Here is a 25,175-nt window from a genome sequence, read left to right as displayed (position 1 = left end):
AGTTGGGCGCTTCCACGGTACCGCGCTGGGGTGAACGGCGGTTTTGTCCTTGATTTGTTCTTTCAGCCCCGGTATCGCACGTAGCGTCACCTCTCGCTACCGGAGGTGACAACATGGCTACAGAGACGATGATGTTCGCCCCGTTGGGCGCCATAGCGTTGTACGCGCTTATGTCCGCGATCGTCGGGTACGTGCGTCACGTCCGCCGGCATCGTGCCCGGTTCGCTGCCATCGTGGCCGAGGTCGCTGACCTTCAAGCGTCCGCCCGCGAGCGTGACCATTCCCGGCGGCGCGCTCTCGTGCGTGCTGACGGTCCACACAAGTTCGTGGCGGGTGCGGGTTGTCCACCCCCCGAGACGCCCGTGCTCGCCACGTCCCACGAAGTCACGCCGTGAGTGACACGTCGGATCTGCGATCGGCACATTGCCTTCGAAGTGATGCGCATAGAAGCGACCTTGCGGACACTCTTGAACGATTGTGTGGCACATTACTTCCCATTGCGATAGATCGACTCCGGCAACAGGACGCTCCGATTGCTTTGTTGCAAGGAGTATGTACGTCTATGAGGTTGGCCGACTCTTTGATTGGGTTGGAAATCGAAAAGCTGGTGTAAAAGCGCTGAGAATATGTGGACGGTTTTGTGCGTGCAGTAGATCCCGTAGATCGTGAGCTTGTCGGCATCTGCCTGAATACAGTGAGGAGGCCGCCTTATCCGTGCCCTAAGTGCGGGCGCAAGGAACCATACTGCGTGCATTTCGCGGCAGTGATTTGGAAGTGCGGGTTTGTAATTCCATTGCTGCCGCTGCATTCCGGCGGGAGCAGGTGGTCATGTCGTTGCGAACTGAGGGACTCCTTCAGCTGTCTGCACAGGTAGAAGCGGTCAGGCACGACTCAATAGTCGAGACGGATACTTGGTGATTCGCACGGCCATATCACTGGAGGGGGACGTTCTTGAGAGGATGTGGAGGTAGATGCGAACCCTTGGTTTTGCCGAGGCAGTGCGGGATGTCGAAAGCGTCGCCGGTACGGTGTTACTGATATCGGTCGGGGTTATCGCGCTTCTGGTGATTGGCGTGTGCGTCCTGATGGATACCCGAACTGGGCGGCGGATGTCGCATCAGGACGCTCTCGCGGAGTTTGCCGGTCGACATTCGCGCGGATTTATCGCGAGCAATCTTCTGGATGTTGGTGAGGCGACTGCCTCGATGCCGGGTCTGATAATGGGGCCAAGACTTGTGAGTGGCTACGATACTCGTCAAATTAGTAATGCATGGAGCGATGACGACGAGCAGCCCATCGTTCGTCCGTACGTTCAAGCTCGTGCAGTTGAACCTTTCTTGCTGGGTGAGGCGACAACGGCTGACTTCGGGCGAATTGGATGGTTTGAAACTCAAGAAGAAGAGGGAGGTATTAACCGTTCGAGGGGCATCGACAGGTTATGTGATCAGTTTGAGGCTATGTCGTTTCGTCGTACTACGAACACGTACGAGAACGCCATGTGATTGGGTTGCTGGCGCGTTCGCGCGTTCAGCGGTGTGCGGCCCACATGATCCTCTGCCATGTTTGATTCCATGTCGGTCGGCGAATTTAGGAGGCGACGCGTGCGAGATTTGTCGTTCGTGTGGTTGGAGATTACCGGGAAATGTCAATTGGCATGCGAACACTGCTATGCGGACTCTGGGGCGTCTGGCACAGACGGTGTGATGACGTTGGAGGACTGGTCAAGCGTGATTGATCAGGCTGCCGGCTTGGGAACCAGCATGGTGCAGTTCATCGGCGGCGAGCCAACGCTGCACCGTGGCTTGCCTGACCTGGTCGGGCACGCTCTTGGCCGCAGGCTGCAAGTCGAGGTGTTCAGTAACCTTGTGCACGTGTCGCCGCAACTCTGGGACGTGTTCGCGCAGCCGGGCGTGCAGCTTGCTACGAGCTACTACGCCGACGGGGCCGACCAGCACGAGTCCATCACCAAGGGCCGCGGCAGCTACACGCGGACCAAGGCGAACATTGCCGAGGCAGTGCGCCGCTCGATCCCGCTGCGCGTCGGCCTAATCGACATGTCGGACGGGCAACGCGTCGAGGGGGCACGTGCCGAGCTTGCCGCGCTCGGGGTCACAGGCGAGGTACGTGTCGACCGTTTGCGACAGGTCGGGCGCGGCGTGCGGACCTCGTCGCCGGACCTGTCCCAACTGTGCGGGCACTGTGGCCGAGGCAAGGTCGCGGTTGCGTCTGATGGTTCGGTGTGGCCGTGCGTCTTCTCGCGATGGCTACCGGTCGGCAATGTCCGGCACGACTCACTCACCGACATCCTGACCGGGCCGCCGATGGCTGAGACATCGATGAGGCTTGCCGCGCAGTTCGGTCCGCGCCTGCCGGAAGGCGCCGTATGCGTGCCTAGGATGTGTGATCCGCAGTGCGGCCCGTCCTGTGGTCCGGCATGCGAACCTATGAATAACTGCACACCCGTCGGCGCGTGCGTACCCACCGAGTACTGATTGAGGTCGTTTGATGCTTGTCCGTCGCGCGCGCATTCCTGAGGAGCTGTTGCCGGACGACCCGCCAGAGGATCGACCGTGGCCGCTGAGCGTGCCTTGTGTCGCTCAACTAGTCGAGGAAGACATGACGTTCGAGCGACCGGTGACGATGCTGGTCGGAGAGAACGGCTCGGGCAAGTCGACCCTTGTCGAGGCGTTTGCCGAGGCTTGGGGTTTGGATGCGCGCGGCGGGCGAGCGGGGCGGAAGTACGGCAACGACCGCCCTAAGACGCCGCTTGGTGAAATTCTCCGTCTGGAGTCCACATCAGCAGGAGCCCGTCAGCGCGGAGGATCACGCCACAAACGCAAAGGCTACTTCCTCCGTGCGGAGACCGCCTTTGGTTTCATGGAAACTGTGAGCAGTATGGCCGGCTATTGGGACGAGAATACCAGCGAGATGAGCCACGGCGAGGGGTTCCTCGCGGTCTTCGAGGCGATGTTCAGAGAGCCTGGTTTCTATGTCATGGATGAGCCCGAAGCGGCCCTGTCTTTCCAGTCGTGCCTACGGCTGGTTGATCTCATGTACCGACTCGGCGAGTCCGGAGCGCAAGTGATCTGCGCGACCCATTCGCCGATCCTGGCCGCTACGCCTGGCGCTGACATCATCGAAGTCGGTGACCACGGTTTTCGCCGTACCACATGGGAAGATCTCGCCCTCGTGGACCACTGGCGCCGCTATATGAACAACCCTACTGCTTATTTGCGATACGTTACACAAGGGTGACCGGTGATGACTGACACGAGCGAGGCCGACGCCCGGTTCGCGGAATGGATGCACGCGAATCTCCATCGTGCCGCGGAACATTTTAGACTGACAGTCACCGGCGAGCCACTGCACGGATGGATCGGCCGTTCCATCAGCGCACCGGTCAGCAAGGACGGCGATCAATACTGGTTACGAGTCGTGTCCGAGGACCGAAAGTGGATAGGCGGAGACTTCTGGACTGGGAACCTCGACGCGAACATCTTCACCGACATAGCCAAACCCCGAGTTCTCGACGTGTACGAGTGGGAAGAATGGCGCCAGCAACGCGCCGAGGTCATGACCCGTGTTCCAGGCCATCCCTGCTCGCCGACTGACGCGTTGCGCACCGTCGTTGACCTGCCTGCCGAGTGGTGGACTGAGCTGCGCCGAACGATAACGACCGTTGCGGCAACACCGACCCGACGGGTGAATACCGACCAGGAGAAGTTGGCCGACCGCGTCGGGCAGCGATTCGGCGACTCGGTCGACCCGACTGTGACGGAGTGGGAGACCGTGCACGGCGACGTGCATTGGGCGAACCTGTTCGGGCACCGGTTCGGACTGCTCGATTGGGAATTGTGGGGGACCGGCCCGGCGGGAACCGATGCGGCGACCTTGCTGTGCTACAGCTTGCTGGTACCCGACATTGCCGAGCGGGTGCGCACCACGTTTGCCGACATCCTCGACACGAGCGCGGGACGCTTGGCGCAGCTGTACGTCGTCGCGCGACTACTGCGCCGGACCGATCGCGGCGACTACCCCGACCTGGCTGAGCCGCTCGCGGCGCACGCGCGTGACCTGCTCTAGCTCCGAACGCGACGAGCGGCCCCCGCACCCCTTGGTGAGGTGCGGGGGCGACGTCGTCTTACGGGGTGTCGGGTTTGCGGTAGGTCGGGACCTTGCACGAGCCGAGCAGGACCCGGGTGAGCCAGTCGGGCAGGTGTGCCTCGACCGCTCGAAGGAGTGGATACACGATGGCGATCACGATCGGCGCGACGACGAGTTCGCCGGCCTGGCCAAGCGGACCGGTGATGGTGTTCGGAACCGCGAGGGTCGCGAGCCAGGTCACGAACGCAGACCAGGTGGCCGGGACGACGGTCCGCAGCCAACCGACGAGTTGGTCAGACATTGATCACTTCTCCATAGGTCGGGGTCGTTGTCCACAGGGTGGGGACAACTTGGGGACAGTCGAACGAATGTTCTAGTCCCGTTCGGCGAGTTCCTGCTCGGCTGCGTTGAGTTCGGCCTCGATGTCGCCGAGTCGTTGCCAGGCGTGGCGGGCGAGTGCGACGAGGGCCAGGCCGAGCGCCGCGAGGAGCAGGTGTTGGCGGGTCATCCGCTGAGGAGCCGGCCCCAGGTTTGGGGTCCGACGATGCCGTCGACGGCGAGCCCGGCGCGTTGCTGCATGTAGCGCACGCGTTCGTCGGTCTTCGGTCCGAAGTCGCCGTCGACCACAAGGGGCGGCAGGGATGGGTACCAGGCGTTCAGGATCCGTTGAAGTTCCCGCACTGCGTCGCCGATGGAGCCGCGCCGGATGGTGGGCCGTCCGCCCGGGTCTGGGCCGGGGCCGCCGGTGATGGCCCATCCCTGGGTGGCGTCGTAGCCGGCTTGGTCCAGCGAGACTGACACGTGGGTGTGGCTGATGTGCGGGTTCGATCCGGTGTACGCGCGCCACTGCCACCCGGAGGAGGGAGAGGCGATCCGGCGGGCGGAGATGACATAGGACCCGTTGCGCAGTGCCGGATGTCCAGACGCGCCGAGCGTGCGGACGTGATCGGCGAGCCACAGTCCGATGTCGGTGTTGTCTCCGGGGCCGGCGTCGATGTCGTAGGCGCGGACGACTCCCACGCCGTTGTTGTCGTGGACCCAGGGGTTGTGGTCGGACTGTCGGGTGGCGTGGGCGGCGTCGCCGATCCATCCGTCGGAGGACTTGTCGCGGCCGGGCCATCGGTTGTTGACCTCGTCGCGGAACACGGCCAGACATCGGGCAAGGCGGTAGCTCATGCGGTCACTTCCTGGTTGCTCATGTGGGTTTCCGGGTTGTCGTCCTCACTGCCGGCGAACGGGGTCACGTCGGTGGGGGCTGGTGTGGTGGTGTCGTCGAACACTGCGGTCGTGTCGGTGTTCGGGGTGTCGGGTGTGGTCATGTGTTCCTCTCTGGTGGGTGTTGCGGGTGGGTGGGGTCGAGGTGGTGCTCGACGCGGTCGACGGCGTCGCGGAGTGAGGCGCCGGAGTTGGGGCGTAGTTCGGCCTCGATCGCGTCGAGCCGGTGGGCGATGTCACGCGCGTTGGTTTCGATGTCGTGCAAGCGATGCATGACTCCGGGGCGGGCGGGCACGCCGTCGCGGGCGGGTTCGCCGAACAGGTCGTCGGCGAGGTGGCCGAGCTTGCGCAGGAGGCGCAGTAGGCGGGCGATCGCCTTTGTCAGAGCGGTGATTGCGCCGAGGGCGGCGATGGTGCCGGCGCAGATCAACGCGATATCCACGAGATTTCTCCACGAGGGTGGGCAGCGGCTTGTTACGCATCGACAGGGTGTGGCGATATGTCCCGTGGTGCGCCGTGTGTGCTGTTAGGGGGATTGGGTGAAACTCTGGGACCGAATGCCGCGCAACGCGCTCGCGGGCGGGGTGCTGGTGGTGGCCGCGGCGGCAGTGACGGCGGTTGCCGCGTTCACGACCGGCGGCGGTCCGGCCTCGCCGACCCCTGCGGGTCAGGTGGTGGACCTGCCGCAGGTCGACCCGACGGCGACCTCGCCGAGCATCACGCCGGCAGCGTCGGGTCCGGCGTCGGCGACAACCCTGGGCGGTTCGTCGGCGGGTGTCGGTGGTCCTGCTGGTGACACGGGCGGGCGACCGGCGACATCCGGTGTGGCGCGTGGTGGTTCGGGTGATGCCGGCGGTGGGGGTGGGAACGGTGGTCAGCCGCCGGCCGGGCGGTCAGGTTCGGAGTCCACGAGCCAGGAACCCCCGGTGAATCAACCGCCACCGAGACCGACGCATCTGTGTGGGGTGCCGGGGAGTACGCCGGTTCCTTGTGAGGATTGGCGGCCGGATCAACCGACTAGGTCGCGCTGAGTACGACCCCGCCGTCGGGAGTCTGGGTTTCCCCGGGCAGCAGCGGCGCGGGTGGCGGTCGGCGGGGTGCGCTGGTCGGGGGTGTGTCCGGGCCGGTGTCGACTGGGGATTCGGACAGGTCGAGGGTGGGGGCGTTGGCGAGGGCTTCGGCTTCCTGTGGGGTCACGACTGAAGTCCTTCAACTGCCATGCTGGCGCCGACGCGGCCGGTGCCGGCTGTACGGCGGGCTTGAAGTTCAAGGATGTGTGCTGACATGTGCGTGCCAGGTACTGGGAACGGGCCGACGCCGGCCCACGTGTTGTAGTACTCGACCGGGATGGTCGTGCCGACCTGGACGCCGTCGAGCACGAGTCGCACCTCGCCCTTGGTATCCGGCGCGGTGGTGCAGTGCTTGATCAAGACGCTCCAGAGCGGGTGTTGTTTGGGTCGGTATCCGGTGTTCTGAAGCTGGTCCCAGTCGGTCAGCGGTGTACTGGGCAGGTGGTCGTATCTGCTGGTCTGCACCGGGATGGGTAGCCAGGGACGGGCGATGCCTTGGCCGGACACGGCGTCGTCGCTGACGACGATCTGCCGGGCGTTGTCGGTGAGCGCCCAGAACTGTCGGCCGCCGGCGGTGTAGGTGAACAGGACGTCGGCGCCACTGTCGCGGCGTATCCGGATGATCTGTTTGCCGTCCTGGTCAGGTCCGATGTAGACGATTTCGGTGTTGTTGTCGTCCACCATTCTCAGGTAGGCGTCATCCAGCAGGGTCAGCCCGCCGCGGCGGATGACGGCCGAAGCGAGCCCGACTTTCTTCCAGATGTCCTCGACGCGTTTCTCGATCCGGATGATCCGGTCGAGCAGGTTTGAAGGCTGGTTCACTTGCCCCACAACACACCTCCAGGAGTTAGGCGACGTCGTCGAGTAGGGGCGCCATAGTGAGGGTGACGACTTCGGTGTCGTCGCCGGGCGCGATCTCGTCGGCGACTATCCGCATCGAGGTGGAGATGCCGTCGACCATGAAGTCGTCGTCGATTTCGACTCGGGCGTCGTCGCCGACTGCCCATTCGCCGACGGTGGGGTGTAGGTCGCCGCGGACGGTCAGGGTGGGTAGGACGACCGGGAGCCGGGCGACGCGTTGGTCGGCGTCGGCGTGTTGTTGCAGGGTGTCGGGGTCGGTGACTGCGCTGTAGCCCTGCTCGATCTCGGTCAGTGGCCATCCGTGGGGGTAGCGGTCGTGGTCTTCGGCGACGGCGATGGGCATTCCTTCGGCGGCGCCGTCGCCGGTGGCGAAGGCGCGGGAGGCGTAGCGGGTGCCGTCGGTGGGCCAGGTGTAGCCGGTGATGTTGCCGCCGGTCTCGAACACGTGCGCTGAGCCCTGTTGCCCGAGGTACGGGTCGCCGACCTGGAGTTGCCGGATGGGCCGGCCGCGGGGGTCGAGGGTGGTGGCGACACCGAACATCATGTCGGGTCCGCCCTGCACGTTGGCCAGGTTGCGGAGGGCGTCGCCGATCGTGGTCAGCTCGTACCCGGCGTACGTCCGATCGCGCCGAACATCGGACAGGGACGCATCGAGCTGAACATTGATGTTGCCGCCGGTGTGCGCGTGCGCGAGCTGCACGAGCCGGCGGGCGATCTCGTTCTGATCGATGTTGGTGTACTGGACTTGTTGCCGTGCCACCAGGTCGACCGGCGGGTTCGCGGGCAGGACTGGGAGTAGGCGGCGGTGGTCGTAGTAGGACCACCAGTCTGCGGCGCCGAGTTGGACGGTGCGGGTGGTGCTGTCGTATCTGCGGGTCCAGAGGATGCCGCCCCATACCGGGCGTTCGTCGCGGTAGGCGTACAGGCAGCGGGTGACGGGGGTGGTCCAGTCGTAGGGGTCTTTCACTCTGCGTCGGGTGGCGGTTTTGGTGTCGAGGTTGAACGTGGCGGTGAGGGTGCCGGAGTCGTTGAGCCGGTGGGTGTGCCGTACTCCGGTCAACGGGAGTTCGCCGAGTGGGGCGTTGGTGATCAGGTCATGGACCATGTACGTGTAGAGGGGTGTGGCCATGGCTGGTTCAGCTCGCCAGGGCGGTCAGCTTGCCGGCGGGGCCTTTGTCCTCGACCCAGACACCCACCAGGTTGGTTGATCCGGTGTCGCCGCCTTGGAACTGGAGTGCCCCGGTGCCCCCGACCCGAGCCGCGGTGAGCGTGAACACCTTGGTCGCCGGGGCCGCGCCGGTCTCGTAGTCGGCGAACAGATCCTGGGTGCAGCCGAAGCCTGCGGGCAACGTGTTGTAGACGAGCTGGCGTAGCTGGTTGCCGCCGGTACCAGGCGTGGAGCCTTCCCGGATGCGCAAGAGAAAGTATTCGTCGACGGCGCTGGACGCCGCTTTGTAGCGGCAGTGGATCAGGTAGTGCCGATTGGGCAGAAGTGCCACGGTGCCACTGTCCATGTTGGTCGGTGCTACCTCGGTGGTGGTGACCGCGGCACCGAGCGGGTTCAGGCCGCTGATGACGCGGCCACCGATGATCCCGAGCGGGCCAGGTACCTTCCACGCGCCGGCGAGGTATTGCCAGGCGATACCGAGATCGGTGGTGATCGCGAGTTGTCCCGGGTAGGGGGCGGTGATGGCGGCGTCTCGGTCCGCTGTGGAGGAACACACGGCGGTGCCCTGCACCCGCCACGCGGTTCCGTCGTGGACCTCGACCCAGTCGCGATCCATCCGGTAGATCGGTTGCCCCTCGTAGGGTGTGGTGATCTTCGCTCGGTCGGTGGCGTCGGTGACCGGGAGCAGGCCGCCGAGCGCGACCGCGAACGGTGGACGTAGGTCATCGATCATGGCCGCGGTGATCGCGGTCGCCTGCGCCGGTACCCGGATACGCGCGAGCACCTGATAGTCGGGGGAACCGTCGACGTCGGGGTCGCGGGGCTGCTGGGACGCGGTCCCGACCACGTGCCGCACCACATAGTTGGTCGCCGAGTCGCCGTAGAACGTGTCGGTCTGTTGGGCCACGATCAGGTCCCACCGTGCGTTGGCGCCGTCGGCTGGTCGAGTGGTCAGGATGTCGATCGACTTGGCCGTGTCCAGGGTGGTGATGTACTCGCCTCGGCCGCGGGTCGCCGCGAGCACACCCTGACCGGGCGCGACCCGGATCTTGGTGTCCGGGGTCGGGCTACTGGCGGTGACCCGTAGCGGGTCGCCGGCGGCTGGGCGGCGACCGGGCCGGGCGGCGACCGCACCCGCCGGGGTCCACAGCGCGGCGAGCGCGAGCCGGGACGACTCACCGTCCAGGATCGGGGTTGTGCCGTTCATGGCGGCCCAGGAAGGACGCTCGGGCATCAGAGATCCTCCTTCCGGGTCAGTGTTGGGCGTGGCGCCAGCGGGCACGTAGCCGCGCGCCGGGGTGATAGAAGCCGCCGGCCGCGGAGAACCGGACCCGGTTGGTGCCCTTGGTGAAGGGTGTCCATTGGTGGGTCCACATCCGGGACCGCACGGACACGCCGTTGATCTCGACCGTGCGTAACCCGGTGTCCAGGACCATGGTTTGCTCAGCGAGCACGGTGAAGTCGGGGTCGAACACCAGTTGCCGCCTGACGTGACCGTGATGACGGGTCCTGGGCATGGGCCGAGCACGTCCAATGCCGGCCAGGTGGGGACGTGGCCGAGGTTCTCGGCGACCAGTTCGCCGCCGGTGCGGCCGGGGCCGAAGTCGAGCGGGAAGGCCAGCGGGAACCGCAACCCGCCTTGTGCGGGTGCGGGTAGCCCGGTCTCGGCGGTCTGTTCGGTCACGGAGTACAGCCGGGGGTCGGTGGCCTGCCACTGCACCGAGGCGCGGGTGTGTCCGACCAGGAAGGCGCGGTCGGTCGGGATGGCTCGCCGGGTGCAGCGTGCCCACACCATCCACGCCTGGCCGCGCACGCGGATCACGAGGGGTTCCTCGACCGGGTCCTCATCCGGCGCGGTCGCCTGCCGTAGCGTGTCGAGCAGTCGCGGGAACTCCTCGGCCGGCGCGGTGATGGACAGGTCGGCGGTGATGGTCCGGCCGCTGCTGAGCCGTTGTCCGGGGTAGGTGCCGTGTCGGCCGGTCAGGATGGGGTCGTTGCCGCGCTGTTCGGGCAGGTCGAGCCAGCCGGTCACCGCGGTGACCTTGATCCGGGTGCCGGCCCCCATCAGGAGGCCGCGCCACTCGATCTGTCGGTCGCGGGTGATCAACTCTCCCGTCATCAGCGACCACCGCCTCGCATCAACCAATCGAGGTCGCTGGCGACCTGTCCGGGGGTGGCGTCGGCGGGTGGGTGGTAGTTCTCGATGTGCACCAACGCATCCCGCGCCGTGCCCACCAGAACGGGAGTCGCCGGCGGTGGTGGCGTGGCCGCCGGCGTGCGGGTGACAGCGGACAGGGCCGGGGCGCGGATCACCGGAGCCGGGACGGTGACCATGCCGGCCGCAGCGAGCTGGTCCGCTGCGGTGAGGACCTTGCCGTTCATCGCGTCCAGGCCCTCGGCGAGACCGAGGCCGATCATGCGACCGGCCCACGCCATTTTCTTGCTGGGACTGAAGATGTCGAAAAAGTCGGTGATGCCGTCCCAGATCCGTTGGGCGATTCCCTTGATCCAGTCCCAGATCCGACCGGCCAGGCTCTCCAGCCCGCGCAGCAGGCCGAGCACGATATCGCGTCCGGCGTTGACCAGCAGCGATCCCAGATCCCCGAGGGCGGACAGGATGTTGCCGGGAAGGTCACGGAAGAACCGCACCGCGTCGGCGAGCTTGTCGCCGGCCCAGCGGGCGATGCCGGCGAACCACTCGGCGGCCTTCCCAGGTAGCGCGGCGAGCCAGCCGAAGAAATCGAGGATGTCGCCGACCCGGTCACCGACCCAGCGGGCAGCGTTGACGATGTGCTCGACGATGTTGCGTTCGATCCAGCCCCACACCTCGGCCGCCCGATCCGACAGCCACGACCAGGCCGCCGACACCGCGTCCTTGATCGCGTCCCAATGGGACACGACCAGCGTGGCGAGCGCGACCGTGGCCGTGATCAACAACACCCACGGGTTGACCGACGCGACCGCGCTCAACACCCGCATCACACCGGTGACCACCTGGAAGGCTTGGGCCGCACCATAAAGGCCGATCGCCAGCGGCCCCAGCCAACCAGCGTTGTCCGACAGGAACCGGGCCACCGATTGCAGCAACGGGCCGGCGAACTGAAGCGCGGTCACCAGGACCGAGCCGACCTGACGGGCCAGCTCGGCGAACCCGGGCGCCAACTCGACCACCACCGGGGCGAGTTGCCGTAGCGCGGTCAGCAGCACGGTAGAGGTCACTGTGGACACTGTGCTGAGCACGGACGCCAACGACTGTAACGCTTCCTGCCCCTGCACGGACTTCAGGAAGTCACGGACTCCGCCGGTGACGTTCACCAGCGTGGTGAGCAGGCCGGCGCCGCCGGTGTCCAAGCTGTCGAACACCGTCTTGGCGATACTGACGATGTTGTGCAGGACCTGCCCGAGCTGGTGCAACGTGTCCAACCCGGACCCGATCCAGTCCCGCAGCTTCCCGGTTTCCCGAGCGTGCTGCACGAACTGTGCCGCGGCGCGTGCCGAGTCACCGAACCCTTTCGTCATGCCCGGCAGGAACTCCGACCCGACCGACACCACGTCCAGCAGGATTGAGACCAACGGCTGAACAACCGTGGTGGTGTTACCGATCGCGGCCCGGAGGTTGCCGAAGATCCCCGAGACCGTGCCGACCTGCCGCGACTGAGACAGGAAACCCGCGGTGGTGCGGGTCGCGGTGTTGAACTCGCCCGCGATCCCCGACAACCCGACCTTGAGCACCGGTAGATATCGAGACCCCAAGGTCCGGACGTCTTGCGCGACACCTGCGAACAGGGAGTTCTGTACCGACTGTTGGACCGACCGCCACGCCGGCGCCAAGTCCCGCGCCGCTACCGCGGTGTCACGCGCGGCCGGCGCGAGCTTGCCGAGACTCTCGGCGAACTTCTCCGGGTCGCCGGCGTTCTTCATCGCGTCGCCGAACCCGGACATGCCGACCTTGAGCGCGATCATGCCCGCCACCGCGGCGGCACCGGCCGCCGGGAGCAGGCCGATCACGCCGGACAGTTGGGTCACCAGCAGGTTGACCTCGTGCAGCGCCGACGCCGCAGTGGCCACCTTGGACAGGGACAAGGCCAGTTGCGCGAGGTTCGCGGCGGCCTTGTTGCCCGCGCTGCTGACCTGGTCAGCCATGTTCCCGAGGTCACCGGCGGTGCCCTTGCTCGCCTCGGCCAGCGCGGCCCGTGCCCGCGCGAGCCCGCGGTGCCACCCGTCGTCGTCCACCCGCAGGTAGCCGACCAACTCGCCGATCGTGAGCGCCACGAAGACACCCCCGACCGAACCCGCCCGCTACTGCCGTTCGTTCGGGGACAAGGCGCGCGACAGCCGGGACTCACCCGACAACAACCCCGTGATCCGGGTCCGCAACCACCGCCACGACCGGGCACGCAAGACGCCCGATTCGATGTCGATGCCGTACACCTCGTGCAGGTCAGCCTCGATCAGCGCCCAGTGGTCGAGGATCGACGACCAGGTGTGCCCGCCTTCGGCGTCGCCGTGCGGGTGCGGGTCGTACCACTCCCGGATACCGGTTGCCGGGTCGATCGGGCCGCCTGCCTGGTCGCCCGATTCCCGGCCGGCGCTTCCGGGGAGCCCGCACCGTTCCAGTACGCCTCGGCCGCCTCCCGACCGACCGCGGCGTCCAGCCACGCGGTTACGCCAGCGAGTTTCAGCGCCGGCCAGGACACCCGGTCGGCGATCATCTCGTCATACACGGTGCCGAGCGCGTCCCGGTAGAGGTCGATCTCGCCGGCGTCATCGAGGGCGACCGTGTCGATTTGCTCGCCGGCCTCGACCGCGTGCGCCACGGTCGCGGCGAGTTCGGCCAATCGCTGTAGCCGTAGCCCGGTCTCGGCGTCGACCGGCGGAACGACGTACGTCTTTCCGTTGATCGGCAACGACAGGCCGGCGTCGAGGACTTCGGACAGGTCACGGAAGGCCATCAGTCCGCCTCGCTCGCAGCTACGTCGGCAAAGCCTGGGTTGGTGGCCGGGTTGGGGATGTCGACCGGCGCGCCTTGTCCGTTCAGGGCGAAGTTGAACGGTTCCAGGTCGGTCCGGGACCCGCCCTTGGTGAACCCTGAGACGGTGGCCGTGCCTTCCTGTGCGTCTGGTGCGCCGTCGCGCCGGTACCAGCGAACCCGGATGTTCGCGCCGAACCCGACCACCCGGCCGGCCTTGCGGATCGCTTCCTGCCCGGGGTCCGGGGTGAACACGGTCGTCTCGGTCCGCTTGCGTCTGCCCTCGGCCTCGATCGACCAGGTTCGTTGGGTGACAACGGAACTGCCCCAACCGTCATCATCGGTGACGTCGTCTTCGGTGTTGTCGTCGGTGGACTCGCTCAGCGACGTCAACCCGTTCACGCGGGTCCATGCCGGCGCGGTCGCGCCCGGCGCGCGGGTGTCCACTTCCAAGACCCAGTCTTTAGCCAGCAGAGAGCGGAGTGTCATTGTTTCTTGCTCCTGTTAGATCGCGGCTGAATTGCGTACCTGAACGGGTGAATTCACTTTTCGTCTTTACGGAAACGGCATAGCATCGATCTATGCCAGTACTTATTTGGACATTCGAACCACCCTCACCCTCTCCGGCGTCTACTCCTGGGTCGGATTGGGTCGCGAGGTTGTCGGCGTGGTCTACATTTGCATATTCGATTCTGACGCTAGCCGCGTTGCTAGTTGCTGCTTATGCGGCAAGGGCTGCATTTCGAGCAAACGCCCATCAGGCTCAACAAATTGCGATTCTCAAGGATGAATCAACTGACCGACAGCAGGATCGCCGACGCAGTCAAGCCCTTGGCGTTTCGGCGTGGATTGCTAACCGGGTTGACGGGCTATGGGCGCTAAATGCAAGTTCAGGCCCCATCTACGACGTACAAATTACCTATGTCACTCCCGGCGACTCCAGTAAACTAACGTGGGAGCGGCATGTGTTGCCGCCCGGATCGGCGAAGGCTCATCCGAATCCGGCCGAGCATCTTTCTGATCTGGCTGCCTCCGTGGAGCGTGCATTTGATGAGGCGAAGCAAGGTGAGCTTGCTGAATATAGAGAGCGGTTTCGGCTTCTAAAAGAAGAGCGTGCAGAGTTTGAGCGTACCTCTGAAGCGGAACAGGCAATTTGGAGAAGGGCGGAAGAAATTGAGAAGATGTGGCTGAATTGTGGTTTAACAATTGAGTTTCGGGACTCTGCTGGAGTTCGATGGAAGCGTGACGCAAGGGGCGTGCTTAGCGAGATGAGTTAGCTGCAAAGGACGGCTTAGTTATCACGGCGATGATATGTCGGTCGGTGTGTTGTCAGTTGGTAAATATCGGCATGCTCATACCTTTTGTTCGAGTCTTGCCTCATGGGAAGAGAAGCGATGCGCTGCGAAAGGTGTACCTCGACGTCGTGGAAGTACAGGTGAGTGGTGCCTTGCAGGATCTCAAACACGGCGTCGAGCAGGTCGAGAACTTCCCGCGGGTCGGGGGTGCCGCTACGGACCCTCACCTGAAGCCCGAGCAGGCTGTCGGCCTGGTCGACATCGTCGACGAGCGGATACACGCTCAGCGTCACGACGCGGCCCGGCGATGCGGGAACTGTGCCGATCACGATGCCGACCTCGTCCTCGCGGTACACACCGCCCGGCCGGTAGGCGCCGATGCCGGCCGCGGCCAGGTAGCCGGCGAGCCCGTGCGCGAGGTCTGCGGTGTAGCTCATGTGCCCAGGGCCTTGCGGATCTGGGCTTGGATCAGCCGGGCGACCACATCCCGCTCGGACGCGAGCGCGGACTCCAGGTACTTCGGGCCGCCCTCGCGGTGATGCCAGGTCAGTTCCTCGTGTTGCCGGGCCGCATACGGGGTGTCGTAAGACACGGCCGCGGTGAGCGTGTCCGGGTCATGGCTCGCGGTCGCCGAATCCCGCAACGCACCCGTATCCAAGGGCGCCCGGTCGACCGACACGGCCCGGATGTACTCGGCACCCAACGCCACCCCCTGTGCCGCGCCGCGCCGAGCTGCTTCCCCGGCCGCGTAGCCGCGCCACTCGGATTCAACCCGGATACCGCCGTTTCCGCGGGGTTCCACGGGCATGCCGCACCCCCGTTCGGTCAGGTGAGCGTGATCTCCAGGTGCGACCAGCTCGACGGGTGGTCCAAGACGCTCACCGTGATCACGGTTGCGGTGCGCTCGTGTGGGGTTCCTTGCCAGACCGTCACTTTCGACCCGAGTGGGATGCGCTCGTTGCGACGGGTGCGCACGGTGGTCTCGCTGACGACTTCCTCACCGTCCGGCGAGCGCACGAGCCGACGGCGGTCCTCGACGAACGCGCGCCGGACGACAACCGGATCGCCGAACACGTCCCCGTACGGGCCAGGCCCGAGGTAAGGCCGGACGGCGACCGCGTGGGGCAGGACGAAATTGGGTGGGTGCACGTGGGGTCCACCCCCAATATGAACCGGCAAGAAACCGACATAACAGCCAATTCGCAAGAGGTCGGCGTCGTGCACTTGTTCGGTTGTAGTACGGCTGGCACAGAAATGAGCGAAGTCTACCTACTTTGGGTCATGTAGGTCTTGACCTGCGAAAACTCGGATTCTTGACCCGTTTTCCCCAGGTGATATGTGACAGGGGTGTGCTTGACAAGGTGCTGGCGGTCGTGGCGTCATATTGAAACCCCTACCACCTGATCTGTTGGCTTAAGCAGAGATAGGTGGGTAGGTACGTAGATGGACTGGTCGTGGGTAGGCAGGCTCGCCCCCGAACTCGGGCCGACCACGGTGATCGCGTTGGCATCGCTCTTGTTGGCAAAGCACCTCATCTCGGAGGGGCGACGGCTCCTCCAGCAGCGCAATGCGCTACGAAGTGAGGCTGGCAAGTCCGATCGCCGTATCGAGCTCAAGCCTGATGGACATCTCATCGTCGGTTCGAAGGAGGACGCCGACCCGATCAGTTCTTCGCCCGACCTGATCGACCCGACACAGGACGTTATCCCCATCCACCCTGCTCGCAAACAAAGCCGGAGCAGACGACGTCGATCACCCCCCGGGCAACGACCAGGCCGTGCCACGTCGTAGCAGTGGCTCTACGACTTGGGTTTGCCGTACGTGACCCAGGCTCGTGGCGCGTATGGTGCATCGGCGAGCAGCCCCGCCGTGACCAGGATGCGGACTGCGGCCGGGGCAAGGTCAGGCTCGGTGTCGGACTCGGAACGCTTGAGCCGGAGTGTGCCGATCTGCGACTCGACGAACCGTCCGCCGGCGCCGGTCGGGTCGCCGGTCTCGCTCCACCACTGCACCAACGCGCAGGTGGCCCGTGTGAGCGCGTCGCGTACCTGTTCCTCGACGGGCAGTCCGTCGGGGGTGGTGTCGTAGACCGCGGTGAGTAGCAGAGAGTCGACTCGTTCGGAGGCACGGGCCAGCAGTCGCGGACTGTCCTGATCGAGCACGTCCGGACCGGCGTACTCGACGAGATCAGCCGTCGTGGCGTAGACCCGCACGGCTACATCTCCTGGTCGTCGAACAGTCGGGCGAGGTCATCGCGCGAGAGGTTTTCGGCGTCCTCGCGGGAGTGACCGTGTGCCATGGCGTACTCGACCCAGTCGGCCTTCCGGGCTGTCTTGACCGGCCGCGCCGGGCTTGTGGGTGCCGGCGCGGCGGGGATGAGGGGTTCCCAGATGTCCGGCAGGCCGGCCAGTCGTTCCGCCATCCACGAACCAGGTTCCGGCTCGTGGACTTCCTCGGTGCGCACGTTGCGGTAAGCGATCATCAGGCGCCGGCCTTCCGCTTGATCAAGACCGCGCGCTTGGGGTCCAGCGTCTTGACCCCCATCAGGCAATCGATGCTGACCACGTCCTGTTTCTTGGTCATGTCGTAGCCGTAGATCACCCGCAGTCCCAAGCCTTTGTAGGTGACGATCGAGCCCTGCCCGGCGCCGATCCCTCGCGGCAACGGCAGGGTGCGGGTCACGAGCGCGAATGCCTCGCGCCGGAACGCCAGGGACACGCCGTCTTTGACGTTCTGGCTCATGTAGTTGTCGAACCCGCGCTTGCGGCCGATGGACGCTTCGCGCAGGGCGGTGCCGTCGTCGCCGACCTGCTGTGCCTGGGTGAACAGCGGATCTTTCTGGAACAACGCGGTCAGGGTGGTGTCCGCGACCGCACGCCGCTGCGCGGTGTCCACATTGGCGTCGTTGAGTACCTTGCCGGCATCCACCAACACGTCCGATGGGTTGGGCGCGGTCGGGTTGTACTCGACCAACTGTGTGATGTCGGCACGTAGGCCGAGCACGAGCCGGTCGGTGTACTGCGAGATGGCTTCCATGGCCGGCTGGAGGAACTGCTCGGAGAAGTCGGTGATCCGCATCGACCAGTCCTCGGACGTGACCGCAAAGCTGATGTCCGGAATTTTGTTCAGCGTGAGGGACGTCGAGGATTCCTTGACGTCCTGCAACACGATGCCGGTCGCCCGGTTGAACTCGGTCACGGTGAACGTGGCCGGCTTGCGAATGGTGATGGTGTCGCCGGAGTTGCCGGTGAAATCGCCTTCATAGTCCCGATGTACGAGCCCGGCCATGACCGTGGCCTCATACAGGGTCGCGATCGCCTCCCGGGCGATCACGTTCACTGTCAACAACTGGTTGGGCATGGTCAGCTACGCCCCTTCCTGGTGCGCTTGATGTAGTCCTCGACCGGCAGTGAGCCGAGGTCGTCCGAGCCGGACGGCGACCCGCCGGTGATCTCTGCGCCGCTACGCGGCGCCGTGGCCGGACTGGTGGCAAGCCGCGGGTTGTCCTTCACAGCGGCGGTGATCGCGGCCGTGACCTTCGCGGCGAACCCGTCGGCCGCGGGGTCCAGCTCGGCGACGCGCTTGCGGAACGCGGTCGAGTCGAGCAGCGCGTCGGGGTCCGCGCCGGCCATGCCAGCAGCCCGATAGACGGCCAGGTCGACGGCACGCTCGCGGGCGTCGCGTTGGGCCGCGGTGAGCTGGTCGGTGACCTGTTCGACGGTCGGCGCCTCGTCGGTGCCGATGCCGAGCGCTGTCGCGATCTTGTCGACGATGCCCTGCTGTGCGCCCTCGAACCTGGTGCGCCAGTCGGCGACCTCGGCGCGCAGTGCCTCGACGTCGACCGCGGCGTTCGGTGGCTGGTTCGCCGGATCGGCCGACGAGTCGGTGTTCTCGGCGGACGGTGGAGGTGGTGTGTCCGGTGTGGGCGGCTGGCTCGGTGGGCTGCTCTCGGGTGTGGGTGCGGGGTCGTTGGGGGGTGTGGGCGTGGTCAAGGTGGGTGACCTCCATATGTTGCGGGGAAAGGGAACCAGAAAACTTTGTCCAAGAGGGTGGACAACGATAGGAGCTACCTGTAACGTTGTCGGCAATAGAGACAATGTTGGCGAGAGGGGCGCGAGATGACCGGCAATGCTTACGAAGGCAACATCCCGGTGACCGCCGAGGAGATCCGCGCCGCGGCGCTCAAGCACAATGACGACTACCCGGAAGCGGCGGCATTGATCGTTGCGGGTACGCCGATGATCCGGGTCATTGCCAACAGCGACCCGCGCTCGGGCCGGACCATGCGCGTTGTCGTCCATCCCGGCCTGGAGACCCCGGAGGGGTGGGTTGAGGCGTGCGACCCGCTGTTCGTGGGCGGCGCGATGGTCAAGCGAGACGGCCGGTTGTCCTCCCCGGAGAACGCGCGCCGGATGTTGGCCGCGCGCTTCCGCGGGGTCACCGTTGCGATCGACTGGACCAGCACCGACGAGATCCGCGACCGTTGCGAGCGGCGCGAGCTGGACCGTGCACGCCACCAGGAGCAGGAGAAGGAGACCACCGTGAACGACATGACCGCACTGTTCGACACGACCCCGATGCGGCAGGCCGAGGCGCTGCGTCGGCTGGCTGTGACGGCGGGGGTGATGGGTCAGGGTGACCTGTTCGCCGAGCCCGTCGCGGACGTCACCCGGGTCGCGGTCGAGCCGTTCGCGTGGCCGGCGCCGGTCGGCGCGTTCTACTCCCGTGGCGACTTGGCCGGTCAGGCGGTGCTCGCGTGAGCCCCGCTCCGACTGGCGAGCCGGCCCGGTATCTGGGGCGTACCGGGCTGGCCGCCGCGCTGGGGGTTACCCCGTCCGCGGTGGACAAGTGGCGCGACCGATACCCCGCCGGCTCGCAACATCCGTTCCCGCTACCGGATATCAACCTTGACGGTGTGCCTGGGTGGTCACCCGACCGGCTTGAGGAGATCACGCAGTGGCGGGCGGGAATGTTGGGGCGGGGTGCCGGCGGGGGCCGACCACGTCGTCAATCGTCGGACTGAACGGGTGGAGGTTCCGACGGCGGGGCGAGGCCACGGTGACGAGCGTAGGCGGCGAGCCCGTCAGAGTGGGCGCGTTGCCACACACCCGCGAGGATGCGCGCAGACCGAGCGTGTCGCTCGCCGGCGGCTTTCTCGGCCGTGGTGCGGCGGTCTAGCCATACGGGCACGTGCGGGGGTGCGTAAGGGTTGGGCCGTGAGGGACGCAGCGCGTACCCGGCGGCGTAGCCCTCGGCGCGTGCGGCGCGGACTTGTTCGGCGGTCACTGAAGCCATGTCTCACCACCCGTCCGGAACCGCTTGTCGTTGCCACCGCTGAGAAGCTGGGCGGCGAACTGGTCGAAGGTGAGTCTACCGTTGATGTCCCACCATTCTTTCAGCTCGTCGGATGCCCATTTCCGCGCGTAGGTCTCGTTCTGGCGCCACAGTTGCCGCGGGTCGAGACCCTTGCGTTGTCCTGTCGGCGTGAGCAGGTAGCCATTGGTCGCGGCCTCGGCGGCGAGGTATTGCACTTCGAGCGCTTTGGCGTACGCGGCGCGGGCCAACTCGTCGAAGCCGCGCCCCTGGAATCCATCGTCCCGTAGCCGGGCGATCGCGGCCTCTCGGCGCACCCGGTCGACGTCCTTGTCGAACACCTCGGCGTATGCCTGCTCGTAGTCCGATCCCTCAGCGACGAGCCGGTCGACCTCGGCCCACTTCTCCGCGTGCGGGTCCTCGTCGGCTCCCTCGTCGGTCTGGTCTTGCTCGGCCTGCCGGCGGTCCAGTTCGGCGAGCACCAGGTCGAGCAGCGTCTCGTCGTTGGCAGCCTCGGCGAGCCGGGCGTCGAGGTCCTCGTCGGACAGCCCGCGCAACTCGTCGGTGTACCGGTCCCGCTCTGCCTTCTCTGCGGCGAGCCGTTCTTGCTCGCGTCGGCGTTGTTGCTCGGCGGTGACGGCGTCGAGTCGGGTTTGTTCGGCGTTGCCCTCGGCGACCTGTTCGGCGAGGTCCTCGCGTCGGCGTCGGGCGGCGTGCTGGTCGCCGTGGCCGAGGTTGATTTGCTCGCGGTAGCGTTTGCGGTTGAGCCCGGTGGCCGTGATGTGGTCGCGGATCTCGCCTTGTAGCGCGCGGATCTTGGCGCGTGCTAGGCGTCGTTCATCGTCGGACAGTGCGCCGGCTTCCTTGCGCTTCTCCTTGCGTACTTTGCGTTCCAACTCGCGCAGGTGTTCGCGGTCGTGCTCGGCGCCCTGGTCGTGCTCGACCGGCTCGGCCCGGGTCACGCCGGGGATGTAGGGCAGGAAGGTATGCCGACAGTTCGGGTGCATGAGCCCGGCGGCGCGGGCTTCCTCGACGGTGCCGGCAACCTCGACGGGCATCGGTTCGCCGGTGAGTTCGTTCTCGACCGTCCGCTCACCGGCCGTGCCCGTGCGGGCGAGGATGCGGCCCTGCCACACCGCGCAGAGCACGCATCCGTCGGACGTGCGGGACACGGTGACCAGGTCGACCCCGAGCGCGTCCATGCGGGCGAGGTGTCCCTCGTTCCACGCTCGCCCGGTCGCGGTGCGGGTGGCCATCTCGACGTACGACGAGAGGTTCCACGCGCGCCCGGACCGGTCCACGAATCCCGTGACCCCTTGGGACACCAGGCGATCCCACGCGGCGCGTTGCGCTGAGCGGGTCGTGCCGGTGCCGAGTAGTTGTGTCGGCGCTGCGGCGGCGACCGCGGTTTGGTAGGCGTCCTGTCCCCAGCGAAGTACCCGCAGATACACCGCGTCGAGCCGGCTCGTGAGGTCCGCGGCGAGCAGTGCCGCGGCGTCCATGCCGGGAATGACGTCCCGTAGTTGTCTGAGTTGGTCGGCGTCGAGCGCGCCGACGTCCCAGAGTTGGGCGAGTGCCGTCGTGGCGCCGGCCTGCCACGCGGCGAGCACGGCGTCGGCCGCGGCTTGGCCTGCCTCGGCGTGTAGTTGGGTGAGCATCCGCTCGACCGCGAGGCGCAACTCGCGCACGGCGGCGGCTTTCTGGCTCGCCCATTCGGGAACGTTGCGGTCGGCGCGGGCACGCCGTGCGATGTCGGCGAGCAGCCGCGCCTCGGCCTGGGTGAACACGGCGAGGATGTCGCGGGCGAGCTGCTCGACGACGTCGGCCGGGTCACTGCCCGGGGCCGGTTCCCATACCATCGCTCGCGCCCCCAGCCTGGTCGGGTCCGCGGAAGGTGGCGGGGTCGGGGACGGTGCGGCCGGTCTCGGCGAGGATCGCGGCGACCTCGGCGGCGACTTGGTCGTCGTCCCAATCGGGGTGCACGAGGCGCACCCGCACGTCGGTCGAGGCGGCCTCGGCGGCGAGCAACGTTTGCGCGGTGCGGGCGAGTTCGGCGGGGTCGGGTTGGGCCTGGTCGCCGAAGTCCACGAGCGGGGTCTCGTCGAGCCCGATGCCGGCGCCACCGAACACCGCTCGGTCGACGTCGAGCAACGCGCCGGCGAGCGGGCCGAGCGCGGCCTGCCAGTACCGCGATTTCTTGTCCCGGGTGGTCTCAGATAGTTCGCGCCGGTCGGTGACCTCGGTCGCGGTGATCCCGGTCGCACCGTTCAGTTCGCCGAACGTACTGGGCGAGTAGCCGGCCGCCCGCAGGACGTCGTGGGTGATCTGCTCGACCGTCTCGCGGTGCTCGCGCACCCGGATCGCGAACTGGCTCGGGGTGATCGGCGGTGACCCATCGCCCCTGCCGGTCAACATGTTGAGTTCGGTGAAGATCTCTTGATCGTCGTCGAACACCGCGCCCGCGCCGGGTCCGCCGAGCGGTTGCAGGTAGCCGGCGGGCACCAACAGTCGGGCCTTGGCGAGCCGTACGTCACGCATCCACGACGAATAGGTTTCGTCGAGCGCGTCGAACAGTGGCTCGACCCCGTCAAAGTCGCTACGCCCCAACGGTTTCAATGCTGGCACCGACCGCCATTCGCGTGACGGCCGGATGTTCGGGACGTAGTTCGCGGTGAGCCGGCGGGTACCGGTGTCGATTGCGCCGTCGGCGTCGACCACGCGAGCGGTCCACGCGGTCGAGGGGTGTTCGGTGAGCGGGATCGGCCGGCCGAGTTCGTCGTCGGTGCCCAGGTACAGAGAGTGCATGATGCGGCCGGGCTCGTGGCGTTCGAGGTGGCGCAGCACGGTGGCGCCGTCGGTGCCGTCGAGGGTCTGCCAGAACGTCACCGCGGACAGTTCGCGCCAACGCCATTCCGGCACCGCGGCATCAGCGTCGACGGCGTCGAGCATGGCGTGTCGAGCAATGTCGGCATCCCAGACCACCCGCAGATACACGCCACCGAGTGCGGCGGCGACCTCGGCCGCCTCCAAAAGAGCACTGTGGACACCCGGGGTGTTGACAATCTCGTCGAGCCGGCTTTGTGTAGCGCTGTTCTCGACAGTGATCCGCGGCGGCTCGGCGAACAACAGGTCGGCCGAGGCGGTCGCGATGTCCGACGCGAGCGGCACATGCAACCGGGTCCGCTGCTGCCCCCGAGGGGACACCGGGCGGCCCCAGAAGAACCGCGACACGGCACCGACCAGCCCGCCGCGGTACTGCGCCGGCCGGGTGTGCACGACCGGACCGCGGCCGTAGAACGTGGCCAGGTGTTCCGGATTGCCGACATACCAGGCGTCGTGTTCCCGCATCCGCTGATACGCGCGGTCAAACGGGGCCGGGGGCCACTGGTCGCCCATGCTCGCCCCCTTTCGGTAGGTCATGCGGCGAGCGCGAGCAAGGGACGCCAGAGGTTTTCCGTGGTGACTACGCTGTAGCGCCAGGCGTCACAGGCGTGGTCAGCGACCTTGATGGGTTTGTCGTCGCCCTTCTCGGTTGCCTGGGTCGACCATGAGTAGGCGGGGATTTCTCGGATGAGGTTCGGGCACCGGTCACTGATGAACATGCGGCCGGAACCGAGCAGAGAGGCCAACAGCGCGATGCCGTAGGACACGTCATTGTCGGCGGCTTGGGTGGTCACGCCGTCGTGGTGGAGCTGGACGCGCAGGGATGCCGCGGCGGGATCGACGATGACGAACTCGGGCCGGGTCGGCTGAGTGTTGAGCCAACCGCGAATCATCGCGGATTGCTGTCCGACGGTCGGTCTTTCGACGCCGTGGGTCGGGTCGAGCCACCACTCGTTGATCGCATAGAGCGCGCCGTTGGCGCCGATGCCGAGCAGGATTGCCGCGCTCGGGTTGGTCATGCCGTGATCGATGCCGGCGGCCAGGACCCGTGTCATGGTCGGCAGTGCGTCGGCGGACACGACATGCCGAGCCGGGTTCCAGCCGGAGAATACCGCGCCCTCGGCGGCGACCCATTCGCCGAGCACGAATCGCCGGTACCACAATCCGGTGTACTCACGCCGGATGCTGTCCTTATAAGACTGAGTTAGCGCGGGGTTGTCGTCGAGCCGGAAGGTGAACGAGCGCCAGTCGGGTAGCTGGGCGAGCCGGTCGAGGTAGCGCCGTTTCACCCAGTGCGCAGGGTTGTCCGGGTTGGTGGTGGCAAACAGTTGCGCACCCGGAACCGACATGCGGCCCAACAGTTGGGTGAAGAAGTCTTCAGCGACGACGGTCAGCTCGTCGACGTAAGCACCACAGCAGGTCAACCCGCGCAACACCTTCTCGGCCTTGCTGTCCGAGGCGCCGAGCACGTACACCGTGCGGTCGAGTACCCGCCCGGTCGGCGCGCCGGCGGTGTAGTTCACGTGGGCGGCGAGTAGCCCGAACAGCGACGGGTCGGTGAGCGGAGCGAACACGTTGCGCGCGACCGAGTCACGGGTGCGGCCGACGACCACGAGCTGACCACCACGCGGCGCCGACGCGGTGTAGATCAAGAACCGGAGCAGGCTCGCGACGGTCTTGCCGCTGCGGATGGCGCCCGAGTACAGGTTGACCCGCGCCGTGCTGCCCCGGATCGCGTCAAGTTGCTTGGGCGACAGCGGTAGGTCATTCATCGCCGCGCGTGGCCCGGATGCCGAGCGCGACCGCGAGCCCGCCAAGCATGCTCTTGGCGCCTTCACTGCCCTTGTCGGCGTCGATCTGCTCAAGGCGCGCGGCGGCAGCGAGGTGCGTTGAGGTCGCCGAGGCGAGCGCCTTCTCATCCGGTGCGGGCACGTGGTCGAGCGTCTTGGTTTCGATGCCGTGCACGGTGGTCGCGGTAAACGTGTACGTCGGTGCTTCCAGCCGGGCAAGCACGCGCTCGGCGCGGCCGTAGAGTCGGCCGACGATCTCGGTGCGACGGGCGCGGTTGTCGACCTGCCGGGCGTGTGTGGCCGCGGCAGTGGCCGAACGGTCGAACGACAGGCCGAGCGAGCGCGCGATCCCGGTCACCGTTGAAGGTGAACGGCCGATCGCGCGGGCGATGTCGTTGCGGGTCTTGCCTGCCGCGTGCAGCTCGCGCACGCGGTCGCGGTCGGCGTCGGTGATCAGGTTGCGCGGCAAGGGGACCACCTCGCCATGCGCCAGAGAGACGACAGTCC

30 protein-coding genes are annotated in these 25,175 nt (G+C 66.6%); 7 read left to right on the top strand and 23 right to left on the bottom strand.

Going from position 1 to position 25,175, the window contains the following annotated elements; genetic code table 11:
* Positions 1-113: 113 nt before the first annotated feature.
* The 5 genes from EV192_RS00845 to EV192_RS00825 all read left to right on the top strand — a co-directional run bounded on the left by EV192_RS00845 (position 114) and on the right by EV192_RS00825 (position 4,083).
* Positions 114-395, top strand: a complete 282-nt coding sequence (locus tag EV192_RS00845; protein ID WP_132110138.1) for a hypothetical protein — start codon at positions 114-116, stop codon at positions 393-395.
* A 576-nt stretch (positions 396-971) separates the two neighbouring features.
* A complete protein-coding gene (locus tag EV192_RS00840; RefSeq protein WP_132110136.1) occupies positions 972-1,502 on the top strand; it encodes a hypothetical protein in 531 nt (176 codons plus the stop codon).
* 57 nt (positions 1,503-1,559) lie between these two features.
* Positions 1,560-2,492, top strand: a complete 933-nt coding sequence (locus tag EV192_RS00835) for a radical SAM/SPASM domain-containing protein (protein WP_341770827.1) — start codon at positions 1,560-1,562, stop codon at positions 2,490-2,492.
* Between the two features lie 13 nt (positions 2,493-2,505).
* Positions 2,506-3,255 (top strand): AAA family ATPase, encoded by a 750-nt coding sequence (locus EV192_RS00830; protein WP_132110134.1) that lies wholly within the window; start codon positions 2,506-2,508, stop codon positions 3,253-3,255.
* Between the two features lie 3 nt (positions 3,256-3,258).
* A complete protein-coding gene (locus EV192_RS00825; protein WP_132110132.1) occupies positions 3,259-4,083 on the top strand; it encodes a phosphotransferase in 825 nt (274 codons plus the stop codon).
* A 58-nt stretch (positions 4,084-4,141) separates the two neighbouring features.
* Here EV192_RS00825 and EV192_RS00820 read toward each other — a convergent pair whose 3' ends face one another.
* From EV192_RS00820 to EV192_RS00770, 12 genes are all read right to left on the bottom strand, one after another.
* Positions 4,142-4,405 (bottom strand): hypothetical protein, encoded by a 264-nt coding sequence (locus tag EV192_RS00820; RefSeq protein WP_132110130.1) that lies wholly within the window; start codon positions 4,403-4,405, stop codon positions 4,142-4,144.
* A gap of 72 nt (positions 4,406-4,477) precedes the next feature.
* Positions 4,478-4,612, bottom strand: a complete 135-nt coding sequence (locus EV192_RS56710; protein WP_279492614.1) for a hypothetical protein — start codon at positions 4,610-4,612, stop codon at positions 4,478-4,480.
* Positions 4,609-5,280 (bottom strand): peptidoglycan-binding domain-containing protein, encoded by a 672-nt coding sequence (locus tag EV192_RS00815; RefSeq protein ID WP_132110128.1) that lies wholly within the window; start codon positions 5,278-5,280, stop codon positions 4,609-4,611. The genes EV192_RS56710 and EV192_RS00815 overlap by 4 nt, the downstream gene beginning before the upstream one ends.
* Positions 5,277-5,423: a hypothetical protein gene (locus EV192_RS53535; RefSeq protein WP_165960155.1), complete on the bottom strand. Its 147-nt coding sequence runs from the start codon at positions 5,421-5,423 to the stop codon at positions 5,277-5,279. Before EV192_RS53535 ends, EV192_RS00815 begins: the two co-directional genes overlap by 4 nt.
* Complete coding sequence (locus EV192_RS00810) at positions 5,420-5,761, bottom strand: hypothetical protein (protein WP_132110126.1); 342 nt, start codon at positions 5,759-5,761, stop codon at positions 5,420-5,422. Before EV192_RS00810 ends, EV192_RS53535 begins: the two co-directional genes overlap by 4 nt.
* Positions 5,762-6,336: 575 nt before the next feature.
* Positions 6,337-6,516 (bottom strand): hypothetical protein, encoded by a 180-nt coding sequence (locus EV192_RS00805; protein WP_132110124.1) that lies wholly within the window; start codon positions 6,514-6,516, stop codon positions 6,337-6,339.
* The gene (locus tag EV192_RS00800; protein ID WP_132110122.1) at positions 6,513-7,211 is read right to left on the bottom strand and encodes a hypothetical protein; all 699 of its coding nucleotides are present in this window, start codon (positions 7,209-7,211) and stop codon (positions 6,513-6,515) included. The genes EV192_RS00805 and EV192_RS00800 overlap by 4 nt, the downstream gene beginning before the upstream one ends.
* A gap of 25 nt (positions 7,212-7,236) precedes the next feature.
* A complete protein-coding gene (locus EV192_RS00795; RefSeq protein ID WP_132110120.1) occupies positions 7,237-8,379 on the bottom strand; it encodes a hypothetical protein in 1,143 nt (380 codons plus the stop codon).
* A gap of 7 nt (positions 8,380-8,386) precedes the next feature.
* Positions 8,387-10,537 (bottom strand): hypothetical protein, encoded by a 2,151-nt coding sequence (locus EV192_RS00790; protein WP_132110118.1) that lies wholly within the window; start codon positions 10,535-10,537, stop codon positions 8,387-8,389.
* Positions 10,537-12,690: a phage tail protein gene (locus tag EV192_RS00785; RefSeq protein ID WP_132110116.1), complete on the bottom strand. Its 2,154-nt coding sequence runs from the start codon at positions 12,688-12,690 to the stop codon at positions 10,537-10,539. Before EV192_RS00785 ends, EV192_RS00790 begins: the two co-directional genes overlap by 1 nt.
* Positions 12,691-12,869: 179 nt before the next feature.
* Positions 12,870-13,370: a DUF7426 family protein gene (locus EV192_RS00775; RefSeq protein WP_132110114.1), complete on the bottom strand. Its 501-nt coding sequence runs from the start codon at positions 13,368-13,370 to the stop codon at positions 12,870-12,872.
* Positions 13,370-13,876 carry a phage tail tube protein gene (locus tag EV192_RS00770; RefSeq protein ID WP_132110112.1) on the bottom strand — a complete coding sequence of 169 codons (507 nt, stop codon included), beginning with the start codon at positions 13,874-13,876 and terminating at the stop codon, positions 13,370-13,372. The genes EV192_RS00775 and EV192_RS00770 overlap by 1 nt, the downstream gene beginning before the upstream one ends.
* Before the next feature lie 218 nt (positions 13,877-14,094).
* On the opposite strand from EV192_RS00770, the gene EV192_RS00765 reads away from it, so the two are divergent.
* Complete coding sequence (locus EV192_RS00765; RefSeq protein WP_132110111.1) at positions 14,095-14,664, top strand: hypothetical protein; 570 nt, start codon at positions 14,095-14,097, stop codon at positions 14,662-14,664.
* Between the two features lie 14 nt (positions 14,665-14,678).
* Here EV192_RS00765 and EV192_RS00760 read toward each other — a convergent pair whose 3' ends face one another.
* The 7 genes from EV192_RS00760 to EV192_RS00730 form a co-directional block, all read right to left on the bottom strand.
* Positions 14,679-15,119: a minor capsid protein gene (locus tag EV192_RS00760; RefSeq protein ID WP_132110109.1), complete on the bottom strand. Its 441-nt coding sequence runs from the start codon at positions 15,117-15,119 to the stop codon at positions 14,679-14,681.
* Positions 15,116-15,490, bottom strand: a complete 375-nt coding sequence (locus EV192_RS00755) for a hypothetical protein (protein WP_207925850.1) — start codon at positions 15,488-15,490, stop codon at positions 15,116-15,118. Before EV192_RS00755 ends, EV192_RS00760 begins: the two co-directional genes overlap by 4 nt.
* 17 nt (positions 15,491-15,507) lie before the next feature.
* Positions 15,508-15,831 (bottom strand): hypothetical protein, encoded by a 324-nt coding sequence (locus EV192_RS00750; RefSeq protein ID WP_132110107.1) that lies wholly within the window; start codon positions 15,829-15,831, stop codon positions 15,508-15,510.
* Positions 15,832-16,481: 650 nt separating this feature from the next.
* Positions 16,482-16,895, bottom strand: coding sequence for a hypothetical protein (locus tag EV192_RS00745; RefSeq protein WP_132110105.1), 414 nt, complete (start codon positions 16,893-16,895; stop codon positions 16,482-16,484).
* 2 nt (positions 16,896-16,897) lie between these two features.
* Positions 16,898-17,164 carry a hypothetical protein gene (locus EV192_RS00740; protein WP_132110103.1) on the bottom strand — a complete coding sequence of 89 codons (267 nt, stop codon included), beginning with the start codon at positions 17,162-17,164 and terminating at the stop codon, positions 16,898-16,900.
* Entirely contained in the window at positions 17,164-18,042 is an 879-nt protein-coding gene (locus EV192_RS00735; RefSeq protein WP_132110101.1) for a major capsid protein, read from the bottom strand. The genes EV192_RS00740 and EV192_RS00735 overlap by 1 nt, the downstream gene beginning before the upstream one ends.
* Before the next feature lie 2 nt (positions 18,043-18,044).
* Entirely contained in the window at positions 18,045-18,674 is a 630-nt protein-coding gene (locus EV192_RS00730; protein WP_132110099.1) for a hypothetical protein, read from the bottom strand.
* Between the two features lie 126 nt (positions 18,675-18,800).
* On the opposite strand from EV192_RS00730, the gene EV192_RS00725 reads away from it, so the two are divergent.
* Positions 18,801-19,442 (top strand): hypothetical protein, encoded by a 642-nt coding sequence (locus EV192_RS00725; RefSeq protein WP_132110097.1) that lies wholly within the window; start codon positions 18,801-18,803, stop codon positions 19,440-19,442.
* Positions 19,443-19,964: 522 nt separating this feature from the next.
* On the opposite strand, the gene EV192_RS00720 is transcribed toward EV192_RS00725, so the two are convergent.
* Genes EV192_RS00720 through EV192_RS00705 form a run of 4 tightly spaced genes read right to left on the bottom strand, consistent with a single transcriptional unit; the run spans position 19,965 to position 25,137 of the window.
* Positions 19,965-21,854, bottom strand: coding sequence for a phage minor capsid protein (locus EV192_RS00720; protein ID WP_132110095.1), 1,890 nt, complete (start codon positions 21,852-21,854; stop codon positions 19,965-19,967).
* Complete coding sequence (locus EV192_RS00715) at positions 21,826-23,415, bottom strand: phage portal protein (RefSeq protein ID WP_207925849.1); 1,590 nt, start codon at positions 23,413-23,415, stop codon at positions 21,826-21,828. The genes EV192_RS00720 and EV192_RS00715 overlap by 29 nt, the downstream gene beginning before the upstream one ends.
* Positions 23,412-24,650: a PBSX family phage terminase large subunit gene (locus tag EV192_RS00710; RefSeq protein ID WP_132112772.1), complete on the bottom strand. Its 1,239-nt coding sequence runs from the start codon at positions 24,648-24,650 to the stop codon at positions 23,412-23,414. The genes EV192_RS00715 and EV192_RS00710 overlap by 4 nt, the downstream gene beginning before the upstream one ends.
* A complete protein-coding gene (locus tag EV192_RS00705) occupies positions 24,643-25,137 on the bottom strand; it encodes a helix-turn-helix domain-containing protein (protein WP_207925848.1) in 495 nt (164 codons plus the stop codon). The genes EV192_RS00710 and EV192_RS00705 overlap by 8 nt, the downstream gene beginning before the upstream one ends.
* Positions 25,138-25,175: the final 38 nt, after the last annotated feature.

Origin of the sequence: Actinocrispum wychmicini, assembly GCF_004345645.1 — a bacterium.
GTDB classification, from domain to species: domain Bacteria; phylum Actinomycetota; class Actinomycetes; order Mycobacteriales; family Pseudonocardiaceae; genus Kibdelosporangium; species Kibdelosporangium wychmicini.
The sequence above is the reverse complement of the archived record's forward strand: the minus strand, read 5'-3'. Positions and strand labels throughout refer to the sequence as shown.